Source organism: Streptococcus oralis SK610 (genome assembly GCF_000257455.1).
Taxonomy (GTDB): Bacteria; Bacillota; Bacilli; order Lactobacillales; family Streptococcaceae; genus Streptococcus; species Streptococcus oralis_CB.
Window position 1 is genome coordinate 16,448 of sequence record NZ_AJKQ01000031.1, and the last position, 23,076, is coordinate 39,523.

23 protein-coding genes are annotated in these 23,076 nt (G+C 41.7%); all 23 read right to left on the bottom strand.

Going from position 1 to position 23,076, the window contains the following annotated elements:
- Nucleotides 1-13: 13 nt before the first annotated feature.
- The 23 genes from HMPREF1115_RS11195 to HMPREF1115_RS11305 all read right to left on the bottom strand — a co-directional run bounded on the left by HMPREF1115_RS11195 (nt 14) and on the right by HMPREF1115_RS11305 (nt 23,040).
- Nucleotides 14-973, bottom strand: coding sequence for an ROK family glucokinase (locus HMPREF1115_RS11195; RefSeq protein ID WP_000078553.1), 960 nt, complete (start codon nt 971-973; stop codon nt 14-16).
- 104 nt (nt 974-1,077) lie between these two features.
- Nucleotides 1,078-3,408 carry an Ltp family lipoprotein gene (locus HMPREF1115_RS11200; RefSeq protein ID WP_000748600.1) on the bottom strand — a complete coding sequence of 777 codons (2,331 nt, stop codon included), beginning with the start codon at nt 3,406-3,408 and terminating at the stop codon, nt 1,078-1,080.
- Nucleotides 3,409-3,526: 118 nt separating this feature from the next.
- Entirely contained in the window at nt 3,527-5,242 is a 1,716-nt protein-coding gene (gene pabB, locus HMPREF1115_RS11205) for an aminodeoxychorismate synthase component I (RefSeq protein ID WP_002882769.1), read from the bottom strand.
- Between the two features lie 230 nt (nt 5,243-5,472).
- Complete coding sequence (locus HMPREF1115_RS11210) at nt 5,473-6,000, bottom strand: AAA family ATPase (protein WP_000426560.1); 528 nt, start codon at nt 5,998-6,000, stop codon at nt 5,473-5,475.
- A gap of 55 nt (nt 6,001-6,055) precedes the next feature.
- On the bottom strand, nt 6,056-6,619 hold the full coding sequence (locus HMPREF1115_RS11215) for a TIGR01440 family protein (RefSeq protein WP_000659501.1): 564 nt from the start codon (nt 6,617-6,619) through the stop codon (nt 6,056-6,058).
- A 114-nt stretch (nt 6,620-6,733) separates the two neighbouring features.
- Nucleotides 6,734-8,425, bottom strand: a complete 1,692-nt coding sequence (locus tag HMPREF1115_RS11220; RefSeq protein ID WP_000831094.1) for a cache domain-containing sensor histidine kinase — start codon at nt 8,423-8,425, stop codon at nt 6,734-6,736.
- The gene (locus HMPREF1115_RS11225) at nt 8,422-9,159 is read right to left on the bottom strand and encodes a response regulator transcription factor (protein WP_000222634.1); all 738 of its coding nucleotides are present in this window, start codon (nt 9,157-9,159) and stop codon (nt 8,422-8,424) included. The genes HMPREF1115_RS11220 and HMPREF1115_RS11225 overlap by 4 nt, the downstream gene beginning before the upstream one ends.
- 70 nt (nt 9,160-9,229) lie before the next feature.
- Entirely contained in the window at nt 9,230-10,342 is a 1,113-nt protein-coding gene (gene msrB, locus HMPREF1115_RS11230) for a peptide-methionine (R)-S-oxide reductase MsrB (protein WP_000998590.1), read from the bottom strand.
- A 9-nt stretch (nt 10,343-10,351) separates the two neighbouring features.
- Entirely contained in the window at nt 10,352-10,915 is a 564-nt protein-coding gene (locus tag HMPREF1115_RS11235; protein WP_000759259.1) for a redoxin family protein, read from the bottom strand.
- Between the two features lie 13 nt (nt 10,916-10,928).
- On the bottom strand, nt 10,929-11,639 hold the full coding sequence (gene ccdA2 / locus HMPREF1115_RS11240; RefSeq protein WP_000370905.1) for a thiol-disulfide oxidoreductase-associated membrane protein CcdA2: 711 nt from the start codon (nt 11,637-11,639) through the stop codon (nt 10,929-10,931).
- 162 nt (nt 11,640-11,801) lie between these two features.
- A complete protein-coding gene (locus HMPREF1115_RS11245) occupies nt 11,802-12,353 on the bottom strand; it encodes a GNAT family N-acetyltransferase (RefSeq protein WP_002882760.1) in 552 nt (183 codons plus the stop codon).
- A gap of 155 nt (nt 12,354-12,508) precedes the next feature.
- Nucleotides 12,509-13,333, bottom strand: coding sequence for an ammonia-dependent NAD(+) synthetase (gene nadE, locus HMPREF1115_RS11250; RefSeq protein ID WP_000058054.1), 825 nt, complete (start codon nt 13,331-13,333; stop codon nt 12,509-12,511).
- Nucleotides 13,330-14,790: a nicotinate phosphoribosyltransferase gene (locus HMPREF1115_RS11255; RefSeq protein ID WP_002882742.1), complete on the bottom strand. Its 1,461-nt coding sequence runs from the start codon at nt 14,788-14,790 to the stop codon at nt 13,330-13,332. Before HMPREF1115_RS11255 ends, nadE begins: the two co-directional genes overlap by 4 nt.
- A 116-nt stretch (nt 14,791-14,906) precedes the next feature.
- Nucleotides 14,907-15,395, bottom strand: a complete 489-nt coding sequence (locus tag HMPREF1115_RS11260; RefSeq protein WP_000797156.1) for a DUF6773 family protein — start codon at nt 15,393-15,395, stop codon at nt 14,907-14,909.
- The gene (locus HMPREF1115_RS11265) at nt 15,385-15,594 is read right to left on the bottom strand and encodes a helix-turn-helix transcriptional regulator (RefSeq protein ID WP_001107502.1); all 210 of its coding nucleotides are present in this window, start codon (nt 15,592-15,594) and stop codon (nt 15,385-15,387) included. The genes HMPREF1115_RS11260 and HMPREF1115_RS11265 overlap by 11 nt, the downstream gene beginning before the upstream one ends.
- 201 nt (nt 15,595-15,795) lie before the next feature.
- Complete coding sequence (locus tag HMPREF1115_RS11270) at nt 15,796-16,194, bottom strand: GNAT family N-acetyltransferase (protein ID WP_000428146.1); 399 nt, start codon at nt 16,192-16,194, stop codon at nt 15,796-15,798.
- A 100-nt stretch (nt 16,195-16,294) separates the two neighbouring features.
- Complete coding sequence (locus HMPREF1115_RS11275) at nt 16,295-17,659, bottom strand: amino acid permease (protein ID WP_001293564.1); 1,365 nt, start codon at nt 17,657-17,659, stop codon at nt 16,295-16,297.
- Between the two features lie 76 nt (nt 17,660-17,735).
- Nucleotides 17,736-18,218, bottom strand: a complete 483-nt coding sequence (gene greA, locus HMPREF1115_RS11280) for a transcription elongation factor GreA (RefSeq protein ID WP_000818765.1) — start codon at nt 18,216-18,218, stop codon at nt 17,736-17,738.
- A gap of 61 nt (nt 18,219-18,279) precedes the next feature.
- Nucleotides 18,280-20,031, bottom strand: a complete 1,752-nt coding sequence (gene mltG, locus HMPREF1115_RS11285; RefSeq protein WP_000927561.1) for an endolytic transglycosylase MltG — start codon at nt 20,029-20,031, stop codon at nt 18,280-18,282.
- A 74-nt stretch (nt 20,032-20,105) separates the two neighbouring features.
- The gene (locus tag HMPREF1115_RS11290; RefSeq protein ID WP_000702423.1) at nt 20,106-20,609 is read right to left on the bottom strand and encodes a GNAT family N-acetyltransferase; all 504 of its coding nucleotides are present in this window, start codon (nt 20,607-20,609) and stop codon (nt 20,106-20,108) included.
- On the bottom strand, nt 20,606-21,073 hold the full coding sequence (locus HMPREF1115_RS11295) for a GNAT family N-acetyltransferase (RefSeq protein ID WP_000405315.1): 468 nt from the start codon (nt 21,071-21,073) through the stop codon (nt 20,606-20,608). Before HMPREF1115_RS11295 ends, HMPREF1115_RS11290 begins: the two co-directional genes overlap by 4 nt.
- 9 nt (nt 21,074-21,082) lie before the next feature.
- The gene (murC, locus tag HMPREF1115_RS11300; protein ID WP_000048080.1) at nt 21,083-22,417 is read right to left on the bottom strand and encodes a UDP-N-acetylmuramate--L-alanine ligase; all 1,335 of its coding nucleotides are present in this window, start codon (nt 22,415-22,417) and stop codon (nt 21,083-21,085) included.
- Between the two features lie 11 nt (nt 22,418-22,428).
- A complete protein-coding gene (locus tag HMPREF1115_RS11305; protein ID WP_000806751.1) occupies nt 22,429-23,040 on the bottom strand; it encodes a hypothetical protein in 612 nt (203 codons plus the stop codon).
- Nucleotides 23,041-23,076: the final 36 nt, after the last annotated feature.

Consider the following 23,076-nt stretch of genomic DNA (forward strand, 5'->3'; position numbering starts at 1 on the left):
TCCTTTTATGATCTTATTGCAATACAAGTGATGCTGCTCCGATTACTCCAGCGTCATTTCCTAGAGTTGCAAGAGCCAATTTTGTAGATGTGCGTACTTGTGGGAAGGTATTTTCGTCATAAACCTTTTGAACACCTTGTAGAAGGAATTCTCCCGCAGCTGACACCCCACCACCGATAACGATTGTTGAAGGGTTGAGGATTGAACCGATGTTAGCACAAGCGATTCCCAAGTAACGTGAGAAGTTTCGGTAAACGATCAAGGCAAGGTCATCCCCTTCTTTTGCAAGGTCAAAGACAGTTTTAGCAGTTACTTCTTCACCGTCGTCAATCAAGCGTTTCAAGGCTGCATCGCCTTCGTATTCATCTGCATAGCGACGAGTCAAGTTAACAATCCCTGTTGCTGAAGCAACTGTCTCAAGACAGCCTTTTTTACCACAGGTACATGCGATTGGTTGGTCAAAGTCAACAGTGATGTGGCCAAGCTCACCTGCCGCACCAGCAACACCGTGGAGCAGTTTTCCTTCTGCGACGATACCGCCACCAACACCGGTACCAAGTGTCATAAAGACAACGTCCGGTTGGTTGTCACCAGCACCCATCCAACGCTCACCAAGAGAAGCTACATTAGCATCATTATCGATGAAGAATGGAATCCCCAAGGCTTTTTCAATCTTTTCTTTAATCGGTTGAAGGGTTTTCCAGTTGAGGTTGTAGGCACCGATAACAGTCCCTTTTTCACGGTCAACCACACCAGGTGATCCCATTCCAATCCCTCGGAAATCCGTAGCTGACAATCCAAGCAAGTCCAAACGATGCTGAATAGACTCAATCATATCATCTACAATATGGCTTCCTTCGTCCAAAATATTGGTCTTAATAGACCATTTTTCTTGGATTTCTCCCTCTTGAGTTAAAATTGCAAACTTGATAGATGTACCACCAAGGTCAATCCCAATAATCTTTTGACTCATCGTCTTCTCCTTTTTAATTGAAAATGCTTACAGATATAGTATAACAAAAAGATTTTTACTATGCAAAGCTTTGCATGATAAAAGTTACATATAACAATTAATAACTATTTATCACCTAGTTTTTGAATGGCGTAGTTGGCTTCTTCTTTTGTAAATTGTCCATTCCAAGGAGAAGTTAGCCTCTCATAAATTTTTGTCTTTGATAAATTGGTCTTCTTTCGGTATTCTCTTGCTCGAATTAAGGCATTTGCTTTGTAATCTGCATTCAAGTGATCGATGGCATACTGCACTGCTGAACTTGAAAAACCATGCCACGTTAATTGGTCATAGAGAGCTGACGAATTATAGCTTTTCGCTTTACTTAAAGCAGCATTGTACGGGTTCCCATCTGCCGGTTTTGGTTGCCACACACCATCGTATCCTACATAGTAACGACCACCATCTACCCATTTGCCCCTAGCCATTTCACCATCTGATCCCACATAGTAACGGCCACCATCTACCCATTCATTCTTGGCCATCTTTCCATCTGATTTATAATAATAGTATCCTACCCATTTATTGCGGGCAATGCTTCCTTCTGGTGTTAAATCTAGTTTTTGAATGGCATAGTTTGCTTCTTCTTTTGTAAATTGTCCAATCCAAGGAGAAGTTAGCCTCTCATAAATTTTTGTCTTCGATAAATCGGTATACTTTCTCGCTTGAATTAAGGCATTTGCTTTGTAATCTGCATTCAAGTGATCGATGGCATACTGCACTGCTGAACTTGAAAAACCATGCCACGTTAATTGGTCATAGAGAGCTTTTTTTGACATATGTACAGACGAATTATAGCTTTTCGCTTTACTTAAAGCAGCATTGTACGGGTTCCCATCTGCCGGTTTTGGTTGCCGCACACCATCGTATCCTACATAGTAACGGCCACCATCTACCCATTTATTCGTCACCATATAACCATCAGAATCGACATAGTAACGGCCACCATCTACCCATTCATTCTTGGCCATCTTTCCATCTGATTTGAGATAATATTTACCTACCCATTTATTGCGAGCAGAGCTTCCTTCTGCTGTTAGATAATAATATGAATCATAGTTTTTATCATAAATCCAGTCACTTTTAACCATTTTTCCATCAGAATCAACATAATAACGACCACCATCTACCCATTCATTTTTAGCTCTCTTTCCATCTGATTTGAGGTAGTAATTTCCTACCCAGCCAGACTGAACTTTAGATTGTGATTTATCCTGTTTAGGAGTTGTTTCTTTAGCTTTTTCAGCCGGTTTTGGTGCTGGTGTTTTTGGTTTCTCAGCAGGTTTTTGTGCTGGTGTTTTCGGTTTCTCAGCGGGTTTCGGTGCTGGTTTCGGTGCTGGTGTTTTCGGTTTCTCAGCAGGTTTTTGAGCTGGCGTTTTCGGTTTCTCAGCTGGTTTTGGTGCTGGCTTTGGCGCTGGTTTTGGTTGCCACACACCATCGTCTCCTACATAATAACGACCACCATCTACCCATTCATTTTTGGCCATCTTACCGTCTGATTTTAGATAGTAATTACCTACCCATTTGTTGCGAGCGTAGCTACCTTCTGCGGTTAGATAATAATAGGATCCATAGTTTTTGTCATAAATCCACTCAGCTTTAGCCATCTTACCATCTGATTTAAGATAGTAATTGCCTACCCATGTGTTGCGAGCGTAGCTGCCTTCTCCTGTTAAATAATAGTATGATCCATAGTTATTGTCATAAATCCATTCATTTTTAGCTCTTTTCCCGTCTGATTTTAGATAGTAATTACCTACCCATGCGTTTCGAGCGTAGCTACCTTCTGCGGTTAGATAATAATAGGATCCATAGTTTTTATCATAAATCCATTCACTCTTAGCCATTTTACCATCTGATTTAAGATAGTAATTGCCTACCCAAGCATTTTGGACATAGTTTCCCGAAGCATTTAGATAGAAATAAGAATTAGCTTTTTTATCAAAAATCCACTTATTAGTAACTTTAGTACCATTTTCATAGTACGATGAGCCTACCCAACCAGACTGAGCTGTAGATTTGGACTTATCCTCTTTAGGACTTGTATTTTTAGGTTTCTCAGCAGGTTTTTGAGCTGGCGTTTTCGGTTTCTCAGCGGGTTTCGGCGCTGGTTTTGGTTCTGGTTTCGGTGCTGGTGTTTTTTGTTTCTCAGCAGGATTTTGCGCTGGCGTTTTCGGTTTCTCAGCAGGATTTTGCGCTGGTGTTTTTGATTTCTCAGCAGGATTTGACGCCGAAGTTGTATTCTCTTTTACAACCTTACCATTTTTAGATGCATCCTTTTCTTGAGCAGAAACATGCTGAGCCGAAAAAGGAAAGTCTCCAGTTGTATCCGCAAATGAAATAAGTCCCAGTGTTGCAGTTGCTAAGCTGGTTACTAAAATTTTTTTTGATTTTTTCATAAAAATCTCCGTTGTTTTTAATGATTTATACCTATAGTATACCATATGCTTAATTTTTCTTTCAAATCAAATATTAAATATTCACAAATAAATTTAAAACTTAATTGAAAATCTATAGTTATATCACTTCCAACTCATACAAGCCTCTGACTGCATTACAGCCATAGATAGTTTCCGCTTGGTCCAAGTCTTGCACAGTCAAGACTTTTTCCTCTACCTGTCCTCTTTCCAGCAAATGCTGACGATAAATTCCTGGCAAAATTCCTAGACTGGTAGGCGGTGTGTAAAGTTTTCCAGCAATTTTCAGAACTAGATTCCCGATAGAGGTTTCTAATAGCTCTCCTGCCACATTATGGTAAATGATTTCCTGTTCCCCTAAGCTCAAGTGCGGTCTGTGAGTGGTTTTGAAGTAGGTAAATGGCGTTTGCAAATCAGCTTCTTGCAGACAAAGTTTGGCTTTGCAGAAGGTCGGACTAAGAGGTTCCAATATTTGGGGACTGAGTTCCATCTCTCCAGATTTGCTGAGACTAATTCGCAAACGGTAGTCTTGGTGGGAATCACAAGCTTGACATTCTTCCTCTATCTTTTGTCTCAGGTTTTCTGGATCAAAAGGAAAGGCAAAATAACGACTTGCCTTTGTCAGTCTTTCCAGATGTTGATCTTCAAAAAGCAGTTGTTTTTGGCTGATTTTCCCAGTTGTAATCAATTGGAAACGTACTTGTTTACGATAGAGAACAGCCGCCTTTTGATGAACTTCACGGTATTCAGACTCCCAAGTACTATCCCAAGTAATCCCGCCTCCAACTCCATAGATAGCTTGGCCCATATAGAGTTGAATGGTACGAATGGCGACATTGAAAATCCGTCGTCCATTTGGAAGCAAGAGACCAATCGTTCCGCAGTAGACTCCTCTGGGTTGGGGCTCCAAGTTCTTGATGATTTCCATGGTCGCAATTTTCGGTGCTCCCGTTATGGAACCGCATGGAAAGAGCGAACGGAAGATTTCAACTAGGTCAACATCCGGTCGTAACTGACTCTTGATGGTTGAAGTCATCTGCCAAACAGTTGAATACTGCTCCACTTGACACAGACGTTCTACATGCTCACTCCCCACCTTAGAAATACGGTTCATGTCATTGCGCAAGAGGTCCACAATCATCATATTTTCAGAGCGATTTTTAGGATCTTGTTCTAGCCAACTAGCTTGGGCAAGGTCTTCTTGGTCAGTCACCCCACGCTGGGTTGTTCCCTTCATTGGTCGCGTTGTCAACTCACAGTCATTTTGCTCAAAAAAGAGCTCTGGGCTCATGGAAATCACTGCCATCTCATCATGTTCAACATAGGCATTATATCCAGCCTCCTGCTCTACCACCATACGATTGTAAATGGCAAAAGGATTGACACTCAAGTCTTGCTTGAGTTGGACAGTGTAATTTACCTGGTAGGTGTCCCCCTGACGCAAATGATGGTGAATCTGGGAAATAGCTTTTTCATAGTCCTCTGCAGATGTTTGTTCCCGCCACTTTGAAGGCAAATCTACTTCCTCATAAGTCAGAGGAATAGGGGATGTTTCCACCCTATCGTGAACGGTAAAGTAAAGCAAATATTCGCCCAGTAGAGGAAGTTTGTGAACTGCTAGTTTTTTCTCAAAAGCAGGTGCAGCCTCATAGCTAACATAGCCCACGACATAATAGCCTTGCTCTTGGTAGCTTTCCACTTGTGCCAGCAGGTCCGTCACTTCTGCTAAATCTCTCGTTTTTAACTCTTTGATCGGCTGGGTAAAGGTGTATCTCTCGCCCAAAGCCCTAAAATCAATCACTGTTTTTCTATGCATATCTTAAGTATAGCACAAAAAAGCCGACCTAGAACAGCTAAATCCAGCTTTGTTTACTGATTTCTATAACGGAAAAGCTTCTCTAAGTTTCTTTTTTCTACTTTTTGGCAATTCTCCATCAGATAGCACCCCTTCTTCTTGTAAAAACTGGTCTTATTTGGAGCACTTTACACAAAATTCAACAAAAACAGAGAGAGTCTTGGTTGCTATACCCTCACTCTCTCTGTTTTTTACTGTTCAGAAATTAAAAATTGATTTGAAGTTTTAATGATGCCTACCGTTTCTTTGACATCTAAATCATCCGTGTACAGAAAATGATGTTTCTCACTATTTTTAGCTAAGAATTCATTTCTTGCTTGGATTGATAAATCGCCTGTTCTCTCAATTTCTTTTCGAGAAGAATCCCTATCTTTCAAGGTTTCTTCTTTGGCCATTAGGACACAATATTTTAGCTTAATTCGTTTTTCTTTTAAGAAGGCTGCAATTTTCTTCAGTTGCTCTTCAAATATGACATACTCTATCACAACAGTAATGCCACGATCCAAGAAATTATTGGTCAGACTGATGATATTATCCCAGAACAAATCCATGTAAAATCCATCATCTTCCCAAGGAGCTACGAGTCCTCCTTTAATCATTAAGTAAATCATATCCCCCTCTATAACTGCACTTTTGTCAAAAGAATAGGCTAACTCTTTGCTGACAGTGCTCTTTCCAACACCTGGGGGACCCGAAATGATATAAACACAATTTTCCACTTTAACCTCTATATACTTGAAATGTCTCTCTAACTTAGGATCATTCTCCGCACACTTATGACTTTCTTATGAAGTCTTCAGGATAATGCGCACGCGCACCTCCGATTAGTTTGGGACGACTTGCAAGAGCCGTTACATGGGCATGCCCAATTTCTCTCAAAAGAGGGCGAATCGGAACCTGAACATGCTTGACATGCATGCCAATCGCAGTGTCTCCGATATCCAAACCAGCATGAGCCTTGATAAATTCAACCTCAACTGGATCCTTCATAAACTTGAAGGCTGCCAACTGACCTGAACCTCCTGCATGAAGGGTAGGAAGGACACTGACCATTTCAAGACCAAACTGCTCTGCCACCTGACGTTCAACGACGAGGGCTCGATTGACATGTTCACATCCTTGAACGGCTAGATGAATTCCTTTTTTCTCTAGGATATCTAGGATGGTCTTCACAATGATTTCGCCAATTTCTTGGCTGGATTCCTTGCCAATCTGACCACCCATCACCTCACTAGAAGAAAGGCCCAAAACAAAGATAGCTCCTTGCTTCAAATTGGCCTTGTCTATTACATCTTCTACAATCTGGCTTGTTGCTCTTTGAATGTCTTTTTCCTTCATACTTGATACCTCTTTTGTCACTATCTATCATATCGTTTTTTCTACGTTTTAGCAAGATAGACAACCTAGAAAGCTTGCCCAATTACGCATAAAACTCCCAGAATTGACTGGGAGTTAGCTGGTTGCTATTTTATTGAGGTATATTTCAACTGTCGTCCCTTTTTCGGGTGCAGAATTAATCTTCATCTGGTAATTGTCTCCAAAATGAAGTTTGAGTCTTTGGTCGACATTTTGAAGGCCAACTCCTCCACGTTTGAGCTGACTTTGACTACTATCGCCAGCAGCTTGGAAACCAACACCATCATCCTCAATGCGGATGACAAGCCTTGAATCCTTTTTCTGGACGGAAACTTTAATATGTCCCTGTCCATCTTTCTCCTTGATGCCATGATAAAGAGCATTTTCTACAAGGGGTTGTAGCACCAGTTTAGGCAAGACTAAATTATCAAAGTCAGGATCTTCAGCAATCTCATACTCCAGCTTATCACCATAGCGTTGTTTCTGGATAAAGAGGTACTGGCGGACATGATTGATTTCATCAGAAAGAGAAATCAAATCCTTTCCTTGATTGAGCGCCAAGCGGAAATAGGTTGCCAAGGACTTGGTCACCTGAACCACTCGCTGACTATCCTGAAATTCAGCCATCCAGATGATAGTGTCCAAGGTGTTATAGAGAAAGTGGGGGTTAATCTGGCTCGACAGTGCTTGAAGTTCATACTGCCGGGTTGCTTCTTCCTGCCTGCGAATAGCTGCCATCAACTGATCAATTTGATCCAACATAGCATTAAACTGGCGAGTCACTTCTCTCAGTTCATAGGCGCCAGCTTCTTTGGCTCGAAGATTTTGTGTACCAGAAGCAATTTCCAGCATGGTTTCTCTTAGGTCCTTCAAAGGAGCAATCCAGCGTTTGAGACTGAACCACACCAAGCAGAGACAGGCAAGAAGAGATAAGGCACTAGCACCAAGCAAGGTCCACATGAGTTGACTCCGAACCTGGTCTAACTCCTCCAACGAAGACACGCCTATAACCGTCCAATCAGTACCTGCAATCTGTTCCTGACTAACGTAGGATTGATGGTCTAGCGTATAGCCCTGCCCCGTCTCGATGTAGGGTTTCATGGCCTCCATTTCACTCGCTGAGCTATAGACAGTACGTTTAGGATGGTAGACAAATTCATGATTTTCATTGATGATAAAGGCAAAACCCTGCTGGCCTAACTGGAGTTGGTTGAGATAGGCTTCCAAGGTTTCGTAAGAAATGTCTAATCGAAGCACTCCAAGATTTGCCCCCTCTGCATCAACCAGTTCCTGAGTAACAGAAATGACCCACTGACTGTCTGATTTACGAGCTGGTGTCAAAACTGGCTTAGCTCCCTGATGAATAGCCTTTTGGTACCAATCCTCAGCCATCATATCTGAGGAAGTTTTCATCTGCACACTATCATCTGTAGAAATAACCTGACCGGATTTGGTGACCAGTACCACCGTTTTCAAGTCCTGGTCTGCCTTTAAGATCGTCAAAAACAGATCTCGGATTCCCTTGACTTGGTCTTGGTTAGGATTCTCAGCATAGGCTAGGACATCCTTCTGCTGGGTCAAACTGGTAGAGGTGGTTTCTAATTTTTTGATATAAGACTGAATAAAGTGGCTAGTTTGGCTAATGGTCGTTTGGCTATTACCCTCAATAGTAGCCTCAATGGCTGATGAACTCGATTGATAGTATAAAGTCCCAACCAGAGCTAGGAGAATGAGAAAGACCAGAAAGATGGAAATAACCATTCTGACTAAAAGAGAAGAACGCTTCATCGGCCTTCTCCCTTCTTAAACTGACGAGGTGTCACACCTGCAATCTGTTTAAAACGTTGAGTAAAATAGTTCATATCTTCAAAACCAACCTTTTCGGCTATCTGGTAAATCTTTAAATCCGTTGTCAAGAGCAAAAGCTTGGCTAGTTTGACACGTTCTCGCACCAAATAATCCTGAAAAGGTAGGCCCAACTCTTTCTTTATCAAGGAGCTCAGATAAGTCGAACTAAAACCCAAGTCACTGGCCAAGCTCTTTAAACTGAATTGGCTGTCAGCTAGATGGGACTGGATCTTCTGGGCTATGTTTCCTTCAAACTTATCGGTCAGTAAATCTTGTAACTGCTCTTCCTTTTCTTCCTTGTCTAGTTTTTGCTTGATTTTCCCCAACATTTCCTCGATATCCTGACGAGAAAAGGGCTTGAGCAGATAGTCATCGACACCGAGTTTGACAGCAGACAAGGCATAATCAAAATCATCGTAACCAGTCAAAAAGACCAAATGCACCTGTGGATAGGTTTCTCGTACCAGACTGGCCAACTGGATGCCATTTAGCTGAGGCATGTTGATATCGGTTAAAATGATATCCGGCACTTGTTGTTGAATCAATTCCCAAGCCTGCCTTCCATTTTCAGCCTGACCGATGATTTCCATATCGTAGGCCGCTACATTAACCAGCTTAGTCAAACCTTGTCTTACTAGATACTCATCTTCTACGATTAAGATTGTGTAGGTCATGCTCCGCTCCTTTACCACTTACTAGTATCAGTATAGCAAAATTCTCCTCTAACTGCTTAGGAAAGCCCTCTTAATCGACATAATCTAGTAAATAAGCGTAGCCTTTTTCTTCCATTTGATCTTTGGGAATAAAGCGGATAGAGAGACTATTGATACAGTAGCGCAAGCCACCCTTGTCCTGAGGCCCATCTGTAAAGACATGGCCAAGGTGAGAATCTCCAACTCGGCTTCTCACTTCCATGCGCGTCATATTGTAAGACTTATCTTCCTTGTAAGTGACAACATCTGGACTAATTGGTTGGGTGAAACTAGGCCAGCCACAACCAGACTCAAACTTGTCTTTTGATGAAAAGAGGGGTTCACCAGTTGCCACATCCACATAGATACCGGATTCAAATTTATCCCAGTAACGGTTTGAAAAAGCTCGTTCTGTTTGATTTTTCTGGGTAACTGCATACTCCTCAGTTGACAAGGTCTTCTTCAATTCCTCATCACTTGGTTTAGGATATTTGCTGGCATCGATGACGGGATAGGCAGCCTGATTGACATTGATATGACAGTAGCCATTTGGATTTTTCTTGAGGTAGTCTTGGTGATAGTCCTCAGCCACCACAAAATTCTTCAAGTTTTCCTTTTCAACTGCCAGAGGTTGGTCGTATTTCTTAGCCACCTCATCAAAGACTTGGTTGATTACTTCCAAATCCTTGTCATCTGTGTAATAAACACCGGTACGATACTGGGTCCCCACATCATTTCCTTGTTTATTTTTGCTGGTTGGATTGATAATGCGGAAGTAATGAAGCAGGATTTCCTTGAGGGAAATTTGATTAGCGTCGTAGGTGACATGTACGGTTTCCGCATGACCTGTTTGGTTAATCAATTCGTACTTGGTTGTTTCCCCTCTACCATTTGCATAGCCTGAAACGGCATCGGTTACTCCAGGCACGCGTGAGAAGTATTCCTCCACTCCCCAGAAACATCCTCCAGCTAGATAAATTTCGTGCAAGTCTGCGTCTTTACTCACTTCTGTTTTTTTCACTGTTTTTCCTCCTTGGCTAACTGATGCTTTCTCAATTTGAGAGCTATCTGTCTGCCCTGCATTTCGCATCAATAGAAAATAGAAACCGGTTAGGACTAGGAGAATGACCCCTGCCAAGACAAAAAGTTTTACTTTATCATTCATAGCCTTTCTCTACCCCATTTCTTTCAATGTCTTTAAAATCATATCCTTATCCATAAAACCTGGTTGCGTTTTGACCAGCTTGCCTTCCTTATCTATAAAGGCTTGAGTCGGGTAAGAACGAACACCATAACTTTCCAAAAGTTTGCCTGATGGATCAATTAGAACTGGTAAATTTTTATAATCCAATCCCTTGTGCCAGTTCTTAAAGTCTGCTTCCGCTTGTTCTCCCTTGTGTCCAGGTGACACTACCGTCAAGACCACATAATCATCACCAGCTTCTTTAGCGATTTCGTCTGTATATGGAAGACTAGCCAGACAAATAGAACACCAAGAAGCCCAGAATTTAAGATAGACTTTCTTGCCTTTGTAGTCAGATAAACGATAGGTCTTGCCATCTACTCCCATCAGTTCAAAATCAGCAACCGCCTGACCTTTAGTGGCAGTTTGCGAATTGACTTGTTCTGTTTTTGTTTGCTCCTTCATAGTTGATTCGTCTGACATGTTTTTAGCCGAACAGGCTGCCAAACAACAGATTGAGCCTACTCCAAGGAGACATGTTTGCCATTTTTTCATTTCTTTTTCCTCTCTATTCAAATAATGTAGTCAAAATGGAAGCATTTCCCAAAAGCACCAAGATTCCCATCACGATAATGAGGAAACCACCCACTTTTTTGAGGGTCCCGAGGTAGGGATGAAGTTTTCGGAAATGTTTCAAAACATAGCTGGAGGCAAGAGCTAGAACTAAAAATGGTAGCGCCAAACCCAGCGTGTAAACCAACATGAGACCAGCACCCTGCCAAGCTCCTGAACCACCTGAAGCCGCCAAGGCCAAAACAGAGCCCAGAACTGGCCCCACACATGGCGTCCAAGCAAAACTAAAGGTTAACCCCAGTAAAAATGCCTGACTATAGCCGTTACCCTTTTGCCCCTGTCTCTTTAATTGTAGCCTTCTTTCCTTGTAAAGTCCTTGGAAATGTAAGACTTCCATCTGGTGCAAGCCCAAGAGAATGATAACCGCACCCGTCACATACTGAAACCAAGAAGCATACAGCAAATTGCCTAAAAAACCAGCTCCATAACCCAGTAAGATAAAGATAAAAGAAATCCCTGCTATAAAGGCCAGAGTTCGCAATAGACTAACGACTGAGATTGAAAATTTTCCGCTGGAAACCTGAGAACCATCTTTGTCATCAAGTAAGACCCCCGCATAGACAGGCAACAAGGGTAAAATACAAGGAGAAAAGAAGGAAAGAATTCCAGCAAGAAAAACACTGATAAAAAAGATTACATTGTCCATTGCCTTCCTCCATTCTTTGATTTGATAGGACTATTATAGCTCCAAAACTCCAGAAAAAACAGGGGCAATGATAGGGAAAAATAGGAATTTAATCAGTTTATTCAGAAATCTGGCACAAAAAAAGCCAGACAAGGTCTGACTTTGATAGAAACAGAAAAGAAATCACCTGTCTTCCCTACTTATCTGGTAATAAATAAGATCCGCAACGTAGTCTTTTCTCTCCACACCATTGGCAATAGTTTTTAGATAGGACATTCCAGCTTTCTCCATCACACGGCCTGAAGCTGGGTTAAGACTGGCGTAACGAGCTCTGACCTTTTGAAAGCCTGCTTGAGTAAAACAAAAGTCTAACACAGCTTTCAAGGCCTCCGTCATCATACCACGACCCCAATAGTTTTTTCCTAAAATATAGCCAATTTCACAACTTGAATCTTTCTCATTCATCTCTACGATGCTGATATCTCCTATCACTTGCTCTGGGTTTTCTTTGAGACAAATGGCCCATTTGTAATAGTTGGGATTAGTATAGGATGCAACCCAATTTCGAATCGAGTTCCGAGTCACTTCAACATCAGGATGAGGATCCCAGGTTACATAGGTCAGATTCTCAGGAGATGAAGCCCAATTTTGAAACATAGCTTCCGCATCACTCTCCACAAATCTTCTCAAGATTAAACGTTCTGTCTGTAACATTTGCGTACCGATTGCTTTCATAATGTTACCTCGCTTTCTAAGCTTAAGGCTCAAGCTAAAAAGGTCCACTGGACCTTCTTCGCTTTCTCATTTCTAAGCTCAGGGTAAAAAGGTCCACTGGAGGTTCCTCGTTTTCCCGTTTCTAGACTCGGGCTAAAAAGGTCCCCCGGACCTTTTTACTCCCAAAAGTCATCAAAGACGGTGATTGGTAAGTGGCGTTTGTGTTGGCCTTTGTTCCACCAGTTTTCGATGGTTGCTTGGGCTTCTGGACTGATGGTTTTGCCTTCGAGGTAGTCATCAATTTCATTGTAAGTGACTCCAAGTGCGACTTCGTCTGCAATACCTGGTTTTTCTTCTTCCAAATCTGCTGTTGGGATTTTTTCATAAAGTGCTGGGTCTGCACCAAGTTCCTTCAAAAGTTGTTTTCCTTGGCGTTTATTGAGGCGGTAAAGAGGGAGAATGTCTGCACCACCGTCACCAAACTTAGTAAAGAATCCTGTGATATTTTCCGCAGCATGGTCTGTTCCAATGACCGCTCCGCTATGGGCACCCGCAAGGGCGTATTGGGCAATCATACGACTACGAGCTTTAATATTGCCCTTGTTAAAGTCTGAAACAGGACTTCCTGTCGCTTCAACTGCAGCTGCCATGGCATCAGCTGATTCCTTGATATTCACAACCAAGCTAACATCTGGTTGGATGAAAGCAAGAGCTTTTTGAGCATCCGCTTCATCAGCTTGCACTCCATAGGGCAGGCGGACAGCGATAAATTGGTAGCTGTCATCTCCTGTCTCAGCTCGCATTTCTTCCATAGCTAATTGCGCCAAGCGCCCCGCTAAAGTCGAGTCCTGTCCTCCAGAAATCCCCAGTACAAAACTTTTAAGAAAGGGGTGTTTTTTCAAGTATCTCTTTAAGAAGTCAATGGAACGACGAATTTCCTCCTGGGCGTCAATCACTGGTTTAACCCCTAGTTGCTGGATAATGGTCTCTTGCAAACTCATTCTTCTTCTCCTTCGCCAAGGGCTTCCTTGCGCATCTTGTCAATCAAATCCATCTTATCTTGCCAAATATCACGCGCCAAGTCTACTGGGTAATGTTGTGGATTGAGAACCCGTTTATACTCATCCCAAAGCTTGTCAAATTCTTTGCGAGCATAGGCCTGAATTTCTGTCAAACTAGGCAAGTTGTAAACTAATGTTCCTGCTTTGAAAATATCCACCAAGAGAGGAACAGCATCAAAATTTCGAACGGTCTTTTTGATGTAGGTATAAGTTGGATGGAACATCTTGATTTCTGTCATGCCGCTCACATCCACACCATCATAGGTGATGTAGTCACCTTCTGACTTGCCTTTTTCACGACTGGTAATGCGCCATACTTGCTTCTTACCTGGTGTCGATACTTTTTCAGCATTGCTTGAAAGCTTGATGGTATTGCGCATCTTACCAGTTTCATCTTCGATAGCTACAATCTTATAAACTGCGCCAAGAGCAGGCTGATCATAGGCCGTAATCAGCTTGGTACCCACCCCCCAAACGTCAATCTTAGCGTGTTGCATTTTGAGGTTAAGGATGGTATTTTCATCGAGGTCATTGGAAGCGTAAATTTTGGCATCTGGGTATCCAGCCTCATCCAGTTGCTGACGGACTTTCTTGGAAATGTAGGCAATATCCCCAGAGTCGATACGAACGCCTTTAAAATTAATCTTGTCTCCCAGTTCACGAGCAACCTGAATGGCAGCTGGCACACCGATGCGAAGCGTATCATATGTATCTACTAGAAAGACACAATCACGATGGGTTGACGCATAAGCCTTGAAGGCTTCATAGTCGTTTCCATAAACCTGTACCAAGGCATGAGCATGAGTCCCCAATACTGGAATACCAAAGAGCTTCCCTGCTCGCACATTGCTAGTCCCGTTGGCTCCACCAATCACGGCTGCGCGTGTTCCCCAGATAGCCGCATCCATTTCTTGCGCACGACGTGTCCCGAATTCCATCAAAGGCTCATCTTCAATGACCGAACGAATACGAGCCGCCTTGGTCGCTATCAAGGTTTGAAAGTTAACGATGTTTAAGAGAGCCGTTTCGACCAATTGACATTGGGCTAGAGGTCCTTCCACCTGCACAATCGGCTCATTCGCAAAGACCAAGTCCCCTTCCTGAGCAGAACGAACCGTCAACTCCAACTTGAAATTGCGGAGGTAATCTAAGAACGCTCCATGATAGCCAAGCGACTCCAAGTAGTCAATATCGCTATCTGAAAAGCGTAAGTCTTCAAGATAATGTACAATTCTTTCCAAACCAGCAAAAACCGCATAGCCGTTCTGAAAAGGTTGCTGACGGAAATAAACTTCAAAGACCGCCTTTTTATTGTGAATTCCTTGGTCAAAGTAAACTTGCATCATGTTGATCTGGTACAAGTCCGTGTGCAATGTCAAACTATCATCTGGATACATCTGTTTTCCTTCTTCCTTCTTTACAAGGGTATGAACGTATTCTACCACTTTCACACCATCCGATAAATTAGTACTATTATAACACATTTTACCGAGATTGATAAAAAGCTAACAAGCTATTCTCCACTCTCCAGCTCATCCATATCTTGCTCAAACTTTTTCTGAGCCCATTCGCCATAACTTTTAAGGCCGAGATTGCCGATAAAAACCCAAGGAAGGTAAATCAGATAAGTAATAACCCAAGCAGACAAATATTTAACGTTCAGAGGATTGTGCTGATAAATTTCGATATTGAACTGGTAGTTTTGTAGCATCAAGGTAGCTGTAATCACTAGAGTTAATAACAGGCATCCTAAAATTGTAAAATGAAAACGACTATAGTAGTTCACACCCAAATCTCGAGCACGGCCGAAAAAGTAAGAAGTTCCAATAATGATAATGATGAGAATCATTCTCGGATTAAAAAGACTTGGTGCTAATACTGCAATCATATAAGATAAAAGCAAGAAAGCTATAGAGATATAGAAACTTTCAGCCCCCGCTTTATTCATCAGTTGTTCTTCTCTTTCGTCTAATAATTGATAATAAAAAAATCTATTTTTCATCTTCTTCCTCCCAAAATAATTGATCTAAAGTTTTGCCTAAGCATCTGCAAATAGACTGGCAGAGGGAGAGACTAGGATTGTATTTCCCAGCTTCTATCAAGCCTATAGTCTGCCTAGTAACACCAACAGCCTCTGCCAAATCCCCTTGTGTTAAATCACGCTCTACCCGAGCTAATTTTAATTTTAAATTTTTAGCCACTAGCGTCCTCCTTCACATTTTTTAAAAAGTTGCGCTTCTTTTCTCAAATACATTATACCATATATCTGACTTAATGCAATATATAAATGTCATTTTGTAAGATTTTATTAACAAAAAACTCTCTATCATCTTACATGATAAAGAGTATTCGTTATTTTTTGCTACTTAGCTAAGCTCCTCTCCAAAAGAAAGAAGTCTAGATCACAAATCCTTTTGGTAATAGTATCTTTGTCCTGTGTAGGGATAGTCTTGCAAGGCAAAAACTTCCTTGTAGCCATGACTTAGATAAAAATCTGGCGCTTGAAACTGATAAGTATTCACGAAAGAAAAACGACAGTTTCGATTCTTGGCTTCATTTTCAGCTTGTTGCAATAGTTTCGAACCAATTCCTTGTCCCCGTAATTCCTCTTTCACAAACAAATATTCGATTTCCAACCAATTTCCAAAAGTCTCAGCTACTAAGCCTGCCATGAGATTGCCCTTTTCGTCTTCGACATAAAGGTTCAGCGACTCACTTTCAGCCTCTTCTCTTTTAGAGCGATTATAAGTACGAATCAAATCCCCTATTTCTTGCGCTTTATGCGATTCCTTATTTTCCATCCAAACCTCCTAATAAACTACTACAGCTTGATTATAATCCTATTTCAATAGACTGTCAAACTAGCAAAAACTCACCAAGCTGAGTTGATGAGTTCATGAGTTATTTTCTAAATTTCCACTGACTATAAATCCCAAAAACAAGGATCCAGATCGCAGAACCAACTGCCCCCATGAAAGTGGACTCTTGCAAAAAGAGAGTCACAAAAACAAAGACAAAAAATAGAATGGTTAGGGGATTAAGCAAGCGATACTGAGGCATAAGGTAGCCATCAGACATGAAGTCTTGTGACTTGCGGTATTTGAGATGGGCCACCATTATCAAGATATAAATCGCGATGTAAACACCTGATGAGGATGCGGTGATCAAAGCAAAGGCATCTGAAACACCTGGTAGCACATTGATAAAGGCCGCGAGAGCAATCAAGATCGCTGAGGCGATGATGGCATTTTGTGGAACATTGTGGCGAGAAAGGGTATCGACCTTGATAGCCTTTAAGAAACGATTGGGCGAATCATGGGCAATCTGATATAAGTGTCTCCCTGTTGAGTAGAGAGTCGAGTTAAGCGCAGACGCTGCTGAGGTCAAGACAACAAAGTTGATTAGAGCCGCTGCCCACTTGATCCCTGCCAGTTCAAAAACCGTTACAAAAGGAGAATCTGAAGAATTAAGATAAGACCAAGGAATAATGGCCATAATCGCAATGAGAGCTCCCCCATAGAAGAAGATAATTCTGAGAGGAATTTCCTTAACAGCTTTAGGTAAGACCTGACGAGGGTTCTTTGTTTCAGAAGTTGTCACCCCGATAAACTCAATCATCAGATAGGCAAAAAATACCATTTGAAAGGCCATGACAAAGTTCATAACTCCGTTTGGAAAAAGAGAGAACTGGTCGCTGATATTTGCCAAACTTGCAACACCATGCGGTGTCTTAAAGCCTGTCAAAACCATAAAAATCCCAGTGGCAATCATGGCTAAAATCGCCACAATCTTGACCATAGCAAACCAAAACTCGACTTCTCCAAAAAGCTTAACTGCAATCAGGTTGACCAAAGCCAAAATCGTTAAAAAGACAAGCTGAATCAGCCAGCTAGGCCAGGTAGGGAACCAGAAGCGGACATAGTCTGAGATGGCAGTGATTTCTGCCATACCGATAAAGACAACTGACAGCCAATAAGACCAAACTGAGAAATATCCCCAGCCTTTCCCCAAATGACGGGTGATAAAGTTGATAAAGGTATGCTGTTCTGGATCCTGATACAGCATCTCCCCAACAGCCCTCATCATCAAAAACATAAAGGCTCCTGTGATCATATAAATCAGAATGATAGAAGGTCCAGTAAGGCTGATAGAGCGACCAGCACCTAGGAAAAGTCCTGTTCCGATTGTTCCCGCAATAGCCATCACCTGCACATGGCGATTGGTTAAACCACGCTCCATTTTGTTTTTCTTCTTATTTTCACTCATATAGTCTCCTTTTTATCCAAAAAACCAAAAAGGAGTTGAGCAAGGCAAAACCTTCACTACTCCTTTTTCATCCTATTTAGGCTGTTTTCTCAACCTTTAAGATTTTGACATCATAGCTACCAACTGGTGTTTCAATCGTTGCAGTATCGCCAGTCTTCTTGCCAATCAAAGCACGACCAATCGGACTTTCATTTGAGACTTTACCAGCAAAAGCATCTGCACCTGCAGAACCGACGATGATGTAGACCTCTTCTTCGTCTTCACCGACTTCTTGGATTGTTACTGTTTTACCGATTGCTACCTCATCTTGGGCAACTGCATCGCTATTAACAATTTCAGCATAGCGAATCTTTGTTTCTAGACTTGAAATTTGACCTTCAACAAAAGCTTGTTCATCTTTCGCTGCTTCATACTCACTATTTTCTGAAAGGTCTCCATAGGAACGAGCAATCTTGATACGCTCTACGACTTCAGGGCGTCGAACGAGTTTCAACTCCTCTAATTCTTTTTCTAGTTTTTCCTTTTCTTCAAGGGTCATTGGGTAAGTTTTTTCTGCCATTTTTTAACTTTCTTTTCTATTTACTTTTTTAAAACAAAATTATGTGGAAAACCACATAATTTTAGTTTGAACTACTTGCTTGAGGTAACTTGCTATTGATATGCTCTGCAACGTTTTGATCATGTTCTTCTTTTGTTGTCGCAAAGTATACTTTACCGTCTTCAACATTTGCTACAAAGTACAAGTACTCACTCTTTGTCTGATTTACACTTGCTTCAATCGCATCCGAACTTGGGCTATCAACCGGTCCAGGCATGAGGCCAAGGTGTGTGTAAACATTGTATGGTGAATCAATCGTTGTATCAATTCCAGCGTCATCTGCTAAACTAATCTTTTGACCAAGTTTTCCTTGAGCATATAGGATAGCGATATTGCTTTGAAGAGGCATACCAGCATTCAAGCGGTTATAGAAGACACCTGCGATCATCTTGCGGTCTTCGGTTTTAGCACCTTCTTTTTCGACAAGAGAAGCAATGCTGAGCAATTCATTGACCGTCAGATTCTTTTCTTTGATCGTAGCGTAATATGGTGACATAGCCTTATCCATAGCAGCTACCATCTCATCAATCAAACTTTCAACAGTTGTACTGTCTTTGATTGTATAGGTCGCTGGGAAAAGGTAGCCTTCAAGACGATAACGAACGCCACTGTCTTTTGTTGGAAGACTTCCAAGTAGGTTTGGATACTTGGCTACTAATTCTGAGATAAAGGTCTCATCTTGAGCTTTTGCCAAGAAAGCATCCGCAGTAAGAGGTTCTTTAAATTCACCTTGAAGTTGTCCTACTGTTTGAGCGATTTGCTCTAATGTATAGCCTTCTGGAATTGTCAAGTTTGCAAGAACAGGTGCCTGAGCTTCAGGAGTCCCACCTTTTTGCAATTCTTGAATCAACTCATCCGTACTCATACTCTTCTTCAAGTTGTAATAACCTGACTTCAAGTTGGCATGACTATAGTATTTAGCATAAAGGCTAAAGATAAGTCCATGTTTAACCAAACCAGATTTTTCCAAGGTGCTTCCAATTTCTTGAACATTTGCACCGTCTGGGATTTGAACCGTTACGTAGTCCTTAGAGCTCGCATCCACAGGTTTCAAGGAATCTTGCACATAACCATAACCAAAATAACCACCAACTGCAACGAGTACTAGGAGAACTAGAACTGTTACTAGGAAACCTTTAGCTTTTGATTTTTTCTTTTTCTTAGTTGATGTTGCACCTTGACGACGACTACGACGTGGAGCATCAGCTAATCCACTGCTAGATTCTGTAGAAACAGGCTCAACTCTTTCAGGCATTCCTGGGGTAATTTCCTCTTTCTTGTCTTCTGTTTTATAGGTTACGGCAACCTTAGTCGGAGTGTCGTTAAATTCTTTTTCTTCGGGTTTAAGCTCAACTGGTTCTACCTTAGGTTGAACGGGTTCCACTACAGGTTCTTCAGCCAGATGAATCGGCTCTACTAGAGGTTCTTCAGATTCTACAACTTCAATCTTATCAATGATTGGCTGTCTAATCTCTTTCTCTTCTTGGTCATCCGTTTCATCAGTTCTAGCACTTGAAAGTGGAGGAACACTTGGTGCATTTTTTAGGATTTTATCGACAACAGATAGGGAATCAGCCATCAACTCTTCTGTTGATGTTTCTGGTTCAAGATCTGAAGGAGTTGCTGAACTAGCTTGAGATGATGAAGCCGTCAGATTGGGAATCTCTACTTCTTTCTCTCTTCTATCTTGTTCTTTTACTCTTTCTAAATCACGTAGAATCTGCTCTTTAAAGCTTAATTTTTCTTCTTCTCTTGATTTTTCAGTCAAAAGCATTACCTCCTTGTTGACAATCCCTAATATTATATCTTAAAAGTCGCAGAAAAGCAACCAACTAGGGCATTCCCTAGCTAGTTTTCTTTATTTTCAGGCTGCCAGACCATATCATACCATGTTTCCCCAGCAAAGCTTGACTGGGATATTCCTTCATTAACAAAGCCGTGCTTTTCGTAATAGGCGATAAGGTAATCATGACACGTCAGATTAATACCCTCTCGCTCATGTTCTAAAGCGACTTCTTTCAGAGCCTTTAATAATCTTTTCCCTACCCCCAAAGCTTGTGCTTCCTTGGCAATAGATAGGCAGGTCACAGAAATATAACCTCCAGGTTGATAGCTATAGTCTTTAATTTTTTCTGTAAAGGACTGATCATGTAGATGGCGGTGCGGAACGACTGGACCTTCGATATAACCAAGAATACGCCCCTCTTTTTCAGCTACCAGAAAACTGGTCTGAATTTCCCGCAAATGGGCCTCAAAGACGGAACGAGGAATAGCTTCTTCAAGGGAAAAATTCTCTAGCTCTATCTCTATAATTCGATCTAAATCCGAAAATCTTGCTTGTCTGATTTTCATATTTCCTCCTGATAAAAAGGATTGGCCCAAATCAGATACCATTCAGAACCACTGTCAAAATGACTCTCTGTCACTTCTTCTTCAACAAAGCCATTCATTTCAAAATATGATAGCAACTCATCAGGACTTTGCAAAAGAATACCTTGGTGATTTAGTTCGACTGTCACCTGTTTCAAGGCCGCAAGAAGAAGAGTTCCCAGCCCCTGTCCCCGATGGTCAGGATGAATGGTCAAGGATTTTATTTCTATCCATTTGGGATGAAGAGACTGAGCATCTCCCAAAACATAGCCTAGGAGCTGATTTTCATCCCCAGCTACAAGAAAGGTACCCGCAGACTTGCGGATACTCTCTTCTAAGGATTGGCGGCTAAGTGTCTCTTCTGATGACGGATTGGCTTCTTCAATCGCCAACATTTCTTCTAAATCTGATAGGGTAGCTTGCCTTATTGTGATTGGAATTTCCATCTGTTTTCCTTATTGGACGTTGCTTGTCAAGTTAGACAAAAGACGTTCAAATGAATATTCATAGGTTTGGATGTCTCCTGCACCCATAAAGACGTAAACAGCATTGTCATGGTCTAGGAGTGGAGAAACATTTTCAACAGTAATAACCTGGTGTTTCTTGTTGATTTTATTAGCTAAGTCTTCTACTTTGACATCACCATGGTCCACCTCACGAGCTGATCCATAGATTTGCGCTAGGTAGACGGCGTCTGCTTGATTCAATGCATGGGCAAATTCGTCCAACAAGGCAATGGTTCTTGTAAAGGTATGCGGTTGGAAGATTGCCACGATTTCCTTGCTTGGGTATTTTTGACGAGCTGCATCCAAGGTTGCAATGATTTCTGTTGGATGGTGGGCAAAGTCATCAATGATCACTGTATCATTGACAATTTTCTCAGTGAAACGACGCTTAACACCTGCAAAAGTTTTCAAGTGTTCACGGACCAAGTTCAAATCAAATCCAGCTGTGTAAAGAAGACCAATAACAGCTGTCGCATTCATGATATTGTGACGACCAAAGGTTGGAATGTGGAATTGACCCAATTCTTGACCACGGAAGTGAACGGTGAAGGTCGAACCAGTCGTAGAACGAAGGAGATCACTAGCTACAAAGTCATTGCCCTCAGCTTCAAACCCATAGTAATAGATTGGCGCATTGGCTGTGATCTTACGCAACTCAGGATCCTCACCGTATACAAACAAACCTTTGGTAATTTGTTTGGCATAGTCGTTAAAGGCATTGAAAACATCCTCTAGACTTGTAAAGTAGTCTGGATGGTCAAAGTCAATGTTGGTGATGATAGAGTATTCTGGGTGGTAAGGCATGAAGTGACGCTCATATTCGTCTGATTCAAAGACAAAATATTTGGCATTGGCTGAACCACGACCTGTCCCGTCACCAATCAAGAAGCTGGTATCTGTGATGTGAGACAAGACGTGTGACAACATACCTGTTGTTGAAGTTTTTCCATGTGCTCCTGCCACTCCCATGCTGACAAAGTCGCGCATAAAGCTACCTAGGAATTCATGGTAACGTTTGTAGCTGATACCATTTTGATCTGCATAGGCGATTTCAACGTTGTTATCTGGACGGAAGGCATTCCCCGCGATAATCTCCACATCACCTTGTAGGTTCTTTTCATCAAAAGGAAGAATCGCAATCCCTGCCTGCTCTAGTCCACGTTGAGTAAAGTAGTATTTTTCAACGTCTGAACCTTGAACCTTGTGTCCCATTTGGTGCAACATCAAGGCTAGGGCACTCATCCCTGATCCCTTGATTCCAATAAAATGATATGTTTTTGACATGCTTCTCTCCCCTACTCAGTAATTCTTGTCAGATTCAACTCTTGGGCAACCTGACGTTCCTGTTCCGTTTGCTTATTCTTTTTATTATATATTTGACTCTTCTTTAGAAAATCATAGTTGTTCTTTTTAGCTTTTTCCGTTTGGGTTTTTGGAGTTGGATTCACCACTTGGCCAACCTCCTCAGCTAAGATATAGTGAGACTGGCTCAAGTTTTTACTAAATTTGGCAAACTCACCAGGATTTTCCTTTTGAAATGGTGCTGTTGGTTGGTTTCCTTGACGAACAAGTGTTGAACCATTGTGTCGTCTGGTATGACTAACATCCTGAGTCAAATACTTGGCTGAACGTTTCTTCTTCAAATCCGCACGCGCCTCTTCTCGAGCCAATTCAGCATACGTTTTTTCAACCTTTTTAGATTCTGGGCTCGGCTTTGACTCCTTATTAACCACTGGAGAAACTACGGTTCCTTCCTCATTGATAGGAGACCATTCCAAATAGTTCTTATCGCGGTAATCACCTTTGATATTGCTAATAAAGTCTGACTCATCGTACAAGTCCATGACTGGCATTTTGGTCAGCATGATCTCATCATCTGACACCAATGGAAATCGATCTTGTTTCATTTTGTATTTCCTTTCAACACTTCATTATAGCGTATT

Excerpts from the sequence above, each read along its gene's own strand:
- HMPREF1115_RS11195 (WP_000078553.1), bottom strand. The coding sequence starts at position 973 with ATGAGTCAAAAGATTATTGGGATTGACCTTGGTGGTACATCTATCAAG.
- HMPREF1115_RS11200 (WP_000748600.1), bottom strand. The coding sequence starts at position 3,408 with ATGAAAAAATCAAAAAAAATTTTAGTAACCAGCTTAGCAACTGCAACA.
- pabB (WP_002882769.1), bottom strand. The coding sequence starts at position 5,242 with ATGCATAGAAAAACAGTGATTGATTTTAGGGCTTTGGGCGAGAGATAC.
- HMPREF1115_RS11215 (WP_000659501.1), bottom strand. The coding sequence starts at position 6,619 with ATGAAGGAAAAAGACATTCAAAGAGCAACAAGCCAGATTGTAGAAGAT.
- HMPREF1115_RS11220 (WP_000831094.1), bottom strand. The coding sequence starts at position 8,425 with ATGAAGCGTTCTTCTCTTTTAGTCAGAATGGTTATTTCCATCTTTCTG.
- HMPREF1115_RS11225 (WP_000222634.1), bottom strand. The coding sequence starts at position 9,159 with ATGACCTACACAATCTTAATCGTAGAAGATGAGTATCTAGTAAGACAA.
- msrB (WP_000998590.1), bottom strand. The coding sequence starts at position 10,342 with ATGAATGATAAAGTAAAACTTTTTGTCTTGGCAGGGGTCATTCTCCTA.
- HMPREF1115_RS11235 (WP_000759259.1), bottom strand. The coding sequence starts at position 10,915 with ATGAAAAAATGGCAAACATGTCTCCTTGGAGTAGGCTCAATCTGTTGT.
- ccdA2 (WP_000370905.1), bottom strand. The coding sequence starts at position 11,639 with ATGGACAATGTAATCTTTTTTATCAGTGTTTTTCTTGCTGGAATTCTT.
- HMPREF1115_RS11245 (WP_002882760.1), bottom strand. The coding sequence starts at position 12,353 with ATGAAAGCAATCGGTACGCAAATGTTACAGACAGAACGTTTAATCTTG.
- nadE (WP_000058054.1), bottom strand. The coding sequence starts at position 13,333 with ATGAGTTTGCAAGAGACCATTATCCAGCAACTAGGGGTTAAACCAGTG.
- HMPREF1115_RS11255 (WP_002882742.1), bottom strand. The coding sequence starts at position 14,790 with ATGTATCCAGATGATAGTTTGACATTGCACACGGACTTGTACCAGATC.
- HMPREF1115_RS11260 (WP_000797156.1), bottom strand. The coding sequence starts at position 15,395 with ATGAAAAATAGATTTTTTTATTATCAATTATTAGACGAAAGAGAAGAA.
- HMPREF1115_RS11270 (WP_000428146.1), bottom strand. The coding sequence starts at position 16,194 with ATGGAAAATAAGGAATCGCATAAAGCGCAAGAAATAGGGGATTTGATT.
- HMPREF1115_RS11275 (WP_001293564.1), bottom strand. The coding sequence starts at position 17,659 with ATGAGTGAAAATAAGAAGAAAAACAAAATGGAGCGTGGTTTAACCAAT.
- greA (WP_000818765.1), bottom strand. The coding sequence starts at position 18,218 with ATGGCAGAAAAAACTTACCCAATGACCCTTGAAGAAAAGGAAAAACTA.
- mltG (WP_000927561.1), bottom strand. The coding sequence starts at position 20,031 with ATGCTTTTGACTGAAAAATCAAGAGAAGAAGAAAAATTAAGCTTTAAA.
- HMPREF1115_RS11290 (WP_000702423.1), bottom strand. The coding sequence starts at position 20,609 with ATGAAAATCAGACAAGCAAGATTTTCGGATTTAGATCGAATTATAGAG.
- HMPREF1115_RS11295 (WP_000405315.1), bottom strand. The coding sequence starts at position 21,073 with ATGGAAATTCCAATCACAATAAGGCAAGCTACCCTATCAGATTTAGAA.
- murC (WP_000048080.1), bottom strand. The coding sequence starts at position 22,417 with ATGTCAAAAACATATCATTTTATTGGAATCAAGGGATCAGGGATGAGT.
- HMPREF1115_RS11305 (WP_000806751.1), bottom strand. The coding sequence starts at position 23,040 with ATGAAACAAGATCGATTTCCATTGGTGTCAGATGATGAGATCATGCTG.